This is a genomic window from Rhizobium sp. NZLR1b, assembly GCF_019685155.1.
Taxonomy (GTDB): Bacteria; Pseudomonadota; Alphaproteobacteria; order Rhizobiales; family Rhizobiaceae; genus Rhizobium.
The window spans coordinates 84,218-92,395 of the sequence record NZ_JABDWC010000001.1 but is presented as its reverse complement, the minus strand read 5'-3'; the positions used below and the strand labels follow the sequence as shown (position 1 = coordinate 92,395).

8 protein-coding genes and 1 pseudogene are annotated in these 8,178 nt (G+C 58.2%); 2 read left to right on the top strand and 7 right to left on the bottom strand.

Annotated features, from left to right (window positions below; all coding sequences use genetic code 11):
• Positions 1-186 (top strand): annotated as a pseudogene (locus tag HJB84_RS00425) (dihydrolipoyl dehydrogenase); the annotation flags it as partial.
• 103 nt (positions 187-289) lie between these two features.
• Here HJB84_RS00425 and HJB84_RS00420 read toward each other — a convergent pair.
• The 7 genes from HJB84_RS00420 to HJB84_RS00390 all read right to left on the bottom strand — a co-directional run bounded on the left by HJB84_RS00420 (position 290) and on the right by HJB84_RS00390 (position 6,959).
• Positions 290-1,111: an Ig-like domain-containing protein gene (locus tag HJB84_RS00420; protein ID WP_221114950.1), complete on the bottom strand. Its 822-nt coding sequence runs from the start codon at positions 1,109-1,111 to the stop codon at positions 290-292.
• A 512-nt stretch (positions 1,112-1,623) separates the two neighbouring features.
• On the bottom strand, positions 1,624-1,908 hold the full coding sequence (locus HJB84_RS00415; protein WP_207584923.1) for a MurR/RpiR family transcriptional regulator: 285 nt from the start codon (positions 1,906-1,908) through the stop codon (positions 1,624-1,626).
• A 139-nt stretch (positions 1,909-2,047) separates the two neighbouring features.
• A complete protein-coding gene (gene iolG, locus HJB84_RS00410) occupies positions 2,048-3,040 on the bottom strand; it encodes an inositol 2-dehydrogenase (RefSeq protein ID WP_221114949.1) in 993 nt (330 codons plus the stop codon).
• A 42-nt stretch (positions 3,041-3,082) separates the two neighbouring features.
• A complete protein-coding gene (locus tag HJB84_RS00405) occupies positions 3,083-3,886 on the bottom strand; it encodes a TIM barrel protein (RefSeq protein WP_207584925.1) in 804 nt (267 codons plus the stop codon).
• An 81-nt stretch (positions 3,887-3,967) separates the two neighbouring features.
• Entirely contained in the window at positions 3,968-4,762 is a 795-nt protein-coding gene (locus HJB84_RS00400) for an ATP-binding cassette domain-containing protein (RefSeq protein WP_207584926.1), read from the bottom strand.
• A gap of 2 nt (positions 4,763-4,764) precedes the next feature.
• Complete coding sequence (locus tag HJB84_RS00395; protein WP_221114948.1) at positions 4,765-5,886, bottom strand: ABC transporter permease; 1,122 nt, start codon at positions 5,884-5,886, stop codon at positions 4,765-4,767.
• A 125-nt stretch (positions 5,887-6,011) separates the two neighbouring features.
• Positions 6,012-6,959, bottom strand: coding sequence for a sugar ABC transporter substrate-binding protein (locus tag HJB84_RS00390; RefSeq protein WP_221114947.1), 948 nt, complete (start codon positions 6,957-6,959; stop codon positions 6,012-6,014).
• A 171-nt stretch (positions 6,960-7,130) separates the two neighbouring features.
• On the opposite strand from HJB84_RS00390, the gene HJB84_RS00385 reads away from it, so the two are divergent.
• Positions 7,131-8,126, top strand: coding sequence for a LacI family DNA-binding transcriptional regulator (locus HJB84_RS00385; protein ID WP_221115165.1), 996 nt, complete (start codon positions 7,131-7,133; stop codon positions 8,124-8,126).
• Positions 8,127-8,178: the final 52 nt, after the last annotated feature.

The following is an 8,178-nucleotide window of genomic DNA, read 5'->3' as shown; positions in this document are numbered from 1 at the left end:
GTCGTCGCCCGCGCCGACACCAATCTCGTTCTCGGCCTGCAGGCGGTGGGAGCAGGGGTCTCCGAACTCTCGGCGGCCTTTGCGCTGGCGATCGAAATGGGTGCGCGCCTGGAAGATATTGCCGGCACCATCCACGCCCATCCGACCCGCAGTGAAGCAGTCATGGAGGCGGCGCTGAAAGCTTTGGAAGCGCTTTGCATATTTGACGAGGAGCAGGCGATGATGAGTGGTTATTGCCAAGCGAACGCCTGTTGGTGCGGATCGCGCGAAGCCGCCTCTCTGTTCATGGTCAGACCAGAACTGTGAAGTTGTCAAACGCGAGCTGCGGAAAGCCTGTAGGCTCTACGTCAGGATGAATATCAAAGCGGACGAAGTCGACTGCTCCGAGGGCTTCCAATGAGATATGCTGGCCGTCGGCAATCGTGTCTCCATAAACCGTAACGGCCATCTCGCTCACCTTGTTGCCACCGATATAGCCCTCAAAGGTTACAAGGGCGTCGACCCCTTCGTAACCAGGGTCGAAATTGGTCGCGACGTCGACGCCCTCTATCGTGAAGAGCTTGCCGTCAGCGTGATTGAAAAAGGGATTGTAGGGATTGCTGACGACGTACTCGTTGCCGTTCGCTTCGGCGACCGCCCAGAGATTGCCGTCAAGTTTGTCGCCAAACTTGAAGCCTGCATAGCCCGAGGCGATATCGGACTGCCCGGGATATTCCCTGGGGGCGTTTTCAAAATCGATAGAATACATCCCCTGCGGCGGGACGTTGACGGCGATGTGGAGGTTGCTGACGTCAGTACCGCCTTTTCCATCGGAGGTCTTGAATGAAAAATTCTCCGAAAATACGCCACCAGGCTCGAGGCTTGCCGGGTCGTTGACGTTGTAAGCGTAGCTGCCGTTGCTCCAAATCGTCAGCGTTCCGTGCTCGCCCGCTACCGTAAGATATCCCGGCTCACCGGCTTTGCTGGGGATTCTCATGCCGTTGACGAACTGAACTTGAAGCAGATCGCCATCTGCGTCCGAAGCGCTTTCGAGCAGGTTGCCTTCGACGGCTTCCGTTGGGGAGTAGTCGTGGATGGACACGCTGGGCACGGTTGGTTTGTGATTTGCCATGGCTCGCCTCCCTGAAGATGAGCGTGGAAAGGATGTCGGGCAGCGACCCGAACGCCCCAAATAAACTTTCTACTCCACTTTGAGTCAAGCAACAAACTACACGCTGCAAGGGAATTGGTGCGCGGACCGTCGCTGCGACTGCAAACTTGCAGCGATTAAGAAGGGACGCGCAACCGGAGGGAGGGAACCTTTGTCAAAGCCGATTAGCGGCGCGACACCGCCAATTGACCAGCACGTCGAGAGGCGAGACTGTCGCATCTCTAGCTGGCCCAACTGTCGCACTTTAAACTCGAACCCACCTTCCTACAAAGAAAGTGGCGTAATCTGTATTATGGAACAACAATATGCCGTTTGATTACAATGGTATGCCATTGTCATCCATCTCAACGTCCCACTCTTTTAAAGTTGCCGTTCTGCATGCCGATCGCTCTCAACTTCGCAACGAACGGCGATTGGCGGCTTCTATTGATCAACCCAGCCCGGGATAGTCGCGCAAGTTTTCGATCTCCGAGTCACCTGTGAGTGATGGCAGCCTTCCGAACATGATTTCTCATCATCGACCGCAATTCGGCGAATGTCTGCAGTCCACAGTGCTGAGCCAAGCGCAAAACGGTTGTCTGAGATACCTTGCAACTTCGCGCGATCGCTGCCGCGCTTTCGAAAGCGACCATCTCCGGTCGTTCAATGATTTGTCTGGCAACCTGCTCAAGTCGATCGGGAAAGACAATCTGACGCCTCGCGATCAGCGATTTCAACTCCTCCAATGTCTGAGGAGGACCAACGTTAGCCTGCTTCATTGGCTTCTGCCTCCTGAAGGTCGCTATCTAGGATCTGCCGGTCATGCGTAGCATCCGACGATCTGCAAAGGTTAGCCGGTGCGTCGGGTGCGAACCGATAACGCGTGAAGCACTATTGGTTCGCACCCGTTCCCTTCCATCAATCGACCGTCACCGGTTTGCCGGTCTGCCAGCTTTTGGTTGCGGCTTCCGCGAGTTTCTGAGCTTGCAATCCGTCAAACCCGCTCGGCCGCGGCGACCGATGGCCATTGTCGATTGCGTCGATGAAGGCATTGATCTCGTTGGCGTAGGCCTGCGCGTAGCGCTCAAGGAAGAAATATTGGACGGGATCGCCGCTGACACCGCTTGCGTTGGAAAGCTCCACACTGGTTGCCTGGATATTCCGCGCCGCAAGCATGCCGGCAGCGCCATGGACTTCGATGCGTTGATCGTAGCCATAGGTTGCCCGGCGCGAATTGGTGATGACAGCGATACGACCCGACGCCGTCTGCATCTGCACGGCGGCAGTATCCACATCACCTTCGGCCCCGATCGCCTTGTCGACGAGAGACGATCCAAGCGCGTTTACCACGACGAATTCCTCGCCCATGAGGAAGCGGGCCATATCGAAGTCGTGGATCATCATGTCGCGGAACAAGCCGCCGGAGGATTTGACGTATTCGGCTGGCGGCGGGGCGGGATCACGGCTGGTGATGGTGACGATTTCGATGTCGCCGACATCGCCGCGACGCAGCCGCGCCTCCACACTGGCAAAATTGGGATCGAAGCGGCGATTGAAGCCGATCATCAGCGTGGAATTGTTCTTCTCGACAACGTCGAGGCAGGCATTGATGCGTTCGACCGACAAGGATACCGGCTTTTCGCAGAGGATCGCCTTGCCGGCCTTCGAGGCCGCCTCGATGAGATCGGCATGACTGGGCGTCGGCGTTGCTATGAGGATCGCATCCACCGCTGGAGACTTGATGATATCCTCCGCGTCAGCGACCTCGGCGCCCGTCTGGGCAGCAAGCGCCTCTGCCGTGGCCCTGAAAGCATCGGCCACATAAACGAGCTTTGCCTTCGGGTTCGCCGCGATGGTGGCGGCATGTACCTTGCCTATCCGGCCGGCGCCGATCACTCCAAACCTGATCATCGATATTTCTCCGTTATCTGTAAGCGTTAACTGTCGGATCGTTCAAACCGTGAAGGCATCGCGGAAGCGGTCGAGCGCCGCCTCATCGTCGCCGGACGCCCAGGCCTCCATACCGATGGCGCCGCGATAGCCCATGTCCTTGAGCGTGCGTGCGATCATCTTATAATTGACCTCGCCAGTCCCTGGCTCGCAGCGGCCGGGCACATCGGCCACCTGGATTTCGCCGATCCAAGGCAGGCATTTGCGGCAAAGCTCGATCAGGTTTCCCTCGCCAATCTGGGCATGGTAGAGATCGAGATTAAGGCGGAGCCGCGGATGATTGACGCTCGAGACAAGCGCCAGCGTGTCTTCGGCGCGCCCGAATGGCACGCCCGGATGATCGACCGGCAGGTTGAGGTTCTCGAGCGTGAAGGTGACGCCTTCTTCTTCGGCCATGTCGACGACACGGCAGAGGGTGTCGCGCGCCTTCAACCACATGGCGCCGGTCACGACTTCGACCGGCTGGACCGGCAGGCCTCCATCTCCCAGGCCTGTGCCGTGCAGATTGAGCCTTTGCACGCCGAGCCGCTTACCGATCTGCGCCGTTTCGCGTGCCGTCTTGAGAAGTTCGGCGGCACCTTCGTCGTCGGTCAGACGGCCGGAGAGATAGCCGTTCATAATTGTGAAAGTCGCGCCGGTTGCTTCCAACTTGCTCAGATCGTGATCCGGCCAATTCCATAGACCAACGCCAAAGCCCATTTCCTTAAGGCGGGAGGCCCGCCACTCGATCGCCTTGTCGCGCCAGAGCATTTCCGCGCAGGCGGCGAGTGTAAACGTTGGCAAGTCATCTCGTGATCGATCGTTCATGATCGTGTTCCATCGTTATTGCGTGAATGAGAGGCGATTGCTTTTTTGCAACGGTCGAACCGCTTGTGGTGTGACCGCGGTCTAGATCGTACCGCCGAGTTCCTCGGACAACTGCTGCAGCTCCTTGCCACCGGCCATCAGGTTCTGGAGTTCGTCCATGGCGATGTCCGCCTTTGCGTATGTGCCAAGCGTTTGACCGCGGTTGAGGATGGTGAAACGGTCGGCCACCGCATAGGCGTGGCGGACATTGTGGGTAATGAAGATAACGCCCAATCCTTTCTGCCGGACCTGATGGATGTATTTCAACACCATTGAGGTCTGAGCCACACCGAGCGCCGAGGTCGGTTCGTCCAGGATGAGGATCTTGGCGCCGAAATAGACGGCTCGTGCGATGGCCACGCACTGGCGTTCACCGCCGGAAAGCGTGCCGACGGCCTGGTTGGGATCGCGGATATCGATGCCGATCTTGCGCATTTCCTCGCGCGTGACATCATTGCAGTGATCGAAGTCGATGTGGCGGAATGGGAAGACGCCTCTACGAGGTTCCCGCCCCATGAAGAAATTGCGGGTGATCGACATCAGGGGGATCATCGCAAGATCCTGGTAGACGGTCGCGATCCCGGCATCGAGTGCATCCCTGGGGCTTCTGAAATCGACCGGCTTTCCCTCCACCCGGAACTCGCCGCCACTCGGGCGGACAACGCCGGATAGCGTCTTGATCAGCGTGGATTTGCCCGCGCCATTGTCTCCCAGAAGACAAAGCACCTCCCCGGCTGAGACCTGCATTGACACGCCGTTCAATGCGATCACCGAACCGTAGTGCTTGACGATATCGGCCACTTCGATGACCGGAGTTCGGATGTTGACGTCAACCATGATCAGCGCTCCCCAGTAACCTTGCGGCGAATGAAATTGTTGAAGAGCACGGCCAGCAACAGCATTGAGCCCAGGAACACCTGAAACCAGTCGGAGTCGAACTTGGTATAGGTCAGACCGATCGAAACCGAGCCGAAGATAATCGCACCGAAGAAGGCGCCGATCGCCGAGCCGTAGCCGCCGGTGAGCAAACACCCGCCGATAACGGCTGCGATGATGGCTTCGAATTCCTTCTGAAATCCGCGCCTGGCGTCGGTGGAACCAGCATCGAGTACGGTGATGATCGCAACGAGTGCCGCCGCACATGCCGTCAGCGCAAAGAGGCCGGTTTTAACCCTGTGGACCGGGACACCCGAGTTCCTCGCCGCATTGGGATCGCCGCCGGCCGCAAAGACCCAGTTGCCGGTGCGCGTACGCAATAAGACCCAGGTCGCCAGCAGGGCAAGGGCTGCGAACCACAAGACGGAAACCGGAACGCCCGTGACCTTCGGCACGCCATTGGGGAACTTGTCGATCAGATCATGATCCGCGAGCCATAGGAAGGCGCCCTTCAGGGCTTCGCCGGAGAAAATTCCAAGCAGCGGGCTGTCTTTGACATGGTCGCTGATGCCGCGGAGCTGTGTCGAGCCACCGGTTGCCCATTTCAGGCCGACGAGCGTCAGACCGCGGAGAATAAAGAGGAACGCCAGCGTCACGATAAAGGATGGCAGACGCGTATGGATCACGATCTGTCCGTTGATCGCGCCCATGAAGGCGGCGAAAAGCATCGTCATCACGATGGCGACCGACAATGGCTGACCGAAGTTGGTCAGGATGACACCAAAGACCAGTCCAGCGAACGCGACCATAGAACCGATCGAGAGATCGAACTCGCCGCCGATCATTAGAAGTGCGGCCGCGATGGCGAGGATCCCCAATTGGGAAGCCGGCGCCATGATCGTCATTACGCCCGAAAGCGAAAACATTGTGGGGTCTGCGGTGAGAAAGAAAAATACGATGACGAGCACCAGGCCGGCCACGGCTCCAAGCTCGGGCCGACGCATCAGTTGCGTCAGAAAGCCCACCTGCTTGATACGCTCATCGGCTTTCGGCGCGACCGCCGCTTTCTGCTCAAGCGAAGCCATGATTCCTCCCTGTGAATGTAATTTAGCGCTTCATCTGCGCTGCCTCGCAGCGCGTTCCATCAAACCAAAGCCCCTCCCCGATAACGGGGAGGAACTTCGGGGAGGATGCCTTTCGGCAATCTCGGTCAGCGGATCCCCTTAGCGGAAAGATCGACTACCTGAGCGGCCTTTTCTTTGGTGATCAGGTTCGGACCGGAGGGGACGTTGCCACCTGGGATGAGCCCGTATTTGGCGTAATTGGCCAGAAACACGACAGGCATATAACCCTGAAGGAATTGCTGCTGATCGATCGCGAAAGCGGCCTTGCCGTCTGCCACCGCCTTCAGAAAATCAGCCGAAAGGTCGAAGGTTGCCACCTTGATCTTGCCGGTCATGCCGACATCTTCGACGGCTGCCAAGGCCGGCTCACCAGCTGTGCTGGCGCCGAGCGCCATAACGGTATCGACGGTCGAGTTGGAACTCAGCGCTGCCTTGACCTTCGCCCGAACATCGGCCGGATCGTTGCTGACAGGAAGCACCGTGACTTTGCCGCCGAAACCATCGGCAAAGCCCTTGCAACGCAGATCGAGCGAAACATTGCCGACTTCCTGGTTCACGCACAGGCCTTCCTTGCCGCCGAGATCGTGGAGCTTTGCGCCGGCGGCTTTGCCGGCGGTATATTCGTCCTGACCGACATGCAGAAGCGCGCCCAACTCTTTCGAAACATCGGAGCCGGAATTGATTGAGATGACCGGGATCCCGGCAGCGACGGCTTTCTTAATGGAAGGACCGAGCGCCGAGGCGTCTGGAATGGAGACGATCAGCCCATCGGGTTTCTGATTGACGGCAGCATCGATAAGCTGCGCCATCGACACCATGTCGAAAGTTTCCGGAGCACGATATTCGACACTGGCACCCATGTCCTTGGCCGCTGCGCTCACGCCGTTCTTGACGACGGACCAGAATGGATCGTTGGCCTGACCGTGAGTGACGGCAACGATGCGAATGTCGGCGGCAGTGGCAAGTGCCGAAGACCCGATGATCGCGGCCGCAAAGGCGGCGCCTGCGAAAAGTGATTTCAGACCAAATTTCATTTTACCCTCCCAAAACGATCCACCGGGTGGATCTTCCCAATGCTACCGGTTGCAACTCCATTTGCACCCGGTAGCAAGCTCGGCAAAATTACTTTATCCTCGACAAAAATCAAGCATCCATTCCATTTTTATTTTTTTGTGGAATATTCATTCCAATCAAGGAGGCGGCAAATGCGCAAGCGGGCGACAGCAAGAGAGGTGGCGGAAGCCGCTGGCGTATCGAAATGGACGGTCATCCGCGCCTTCACTCCCGGTGCGTCGATTACAGATGCCAGCCGACAGAAAGTGCTTCAGGCGGCAGAGGCTCTGAATTACTCACCCAACCTGCTTGCCCGCAGCCTTGCGACGAACATTACGCACCAGGTCGCCGTCTTCGTCGACGACTTCGCCAACCCACATAAGCTCCCCGTTCTGGAGATGCTGACCGAGCGTTTGCAGGCGGAGGGTCTGCTGACCGTCCTGATCAATATCAATCGCCATTTCGATCACATTCATGCGTTGATCAACGCCGATCAGCGCCAGTTCGACGCCGTCATTCTGTTCGGAACCGCCTTTCGTGAGGAAACGCTGGGTAGTCAACGGCTTGGCCCCGGTTTTCCGCCGATGTTCGTCCTTGCGCGAGATAGCCAAATCCCCGGCGTTCCCGCCGTCGCCTGCAATGCCGAACTCGCTCTCGGCGAAATTGTGAATTACCTGTTCGAGAGGGGGTATCGCCGTCCGGGCTTCATGACGGGAGGACAGACCCTGTCGACCGCGCTCGGCCGACGACATCACTATTTGAAATTCTGGCAGCGGAAAGGTGTCGAAGGCGTCGTTGAGCTGACTGCAGAGCGCTACAGCGCCGAGGCCGGTGCTGAGGTGGCGCGCGCCTATCTGAACGCCACCTCCCCCTCCTCGCGCATCGATGTGCTGATGTGCGAGAACGACATTCTGGCGCTCGGAGCAATGGATGTGGTCCGCAGCGAATTCGGGCTTCGCGTTCCACATGATCTGGCGATCGTCGGCTTCGACAATATCGAGCTCGGCGCCGCTCCCGCTTATCAACTGACGTCTTACGAGCAGCCTGCCGATGAGATGATTGACACCATGGTCGCAATGATCACGGGCAAGCGCGAAGCCGAAACGATTATTCTGCCTGGGCGTCTTGTGCCGAGATCATCGGCGTGAATTGCCCGCTAGCCCGCGAGCCTTTTTAACGGCATTCGGCGATGGCGCGATC

Excerpts from the sequence above, each read along its gene's own strand:
- HJB84_RS00420 (WP_221114950.1), bottom strand. The coding sequence starts at position 1,111 with ATGGCAAATCACAAACCAACCGTGCCCAGCGTGTCCATCCACGACTAC.
- HJB84_RS00415 (WP_207584923.1), bottom strand. The coding sequence starts at position 1,908 with ATGAAGCAGGCTAACGTTGGTCCTCCTCAGACATTGGAGGAGTTGAAA.
- iolG (WP_221114949.1), bottom strand. The coding sequence starts at position 3,040 with ATGATCAGGTTTGGAGTGATCGGCGCCGGCCGGATAGGCAAGGTACAT.
- HJB84_RS00405 (WP_207584925.1), bottom strand. The coding sequence starts at position 3,886 with ATGAACGATCGATCACGAGATGACTTGCCAACGTTTACACTCGCCGCC.
- HJB84_RS00400 (WP_207584926.1), bottom strand. The coding sequence starts at position 4,762 with ATGGTTGACGTCAACATCCGAACTCCGGTCATCGAAGTGGCCGATATC.
- HJB84_RS00395 (WP_221114948.1), bottom strand. The coding sequence starts at position 5,886 with ATGGCTTCGCTTGAGCAGAAAGCGGCGGTCGCGCCGAAAGCCGATGAG.
- HJB84_RS00390 (WP_221114947.1), bottom strand. The coding sequence starts at position 6,959 with ATGAAATTTGGTCTGAAATCACTTTTCGCAGGCGCCGCCTTTGCGGCC.
- HJB84_RS00385 (WP_221115165.1), top strand. The coding sequence starts at position 7,131 with ATGCGCAAGCGGGCGACAGCAAGAGAGGTGGCGGAAGCCGCTGGCGTA.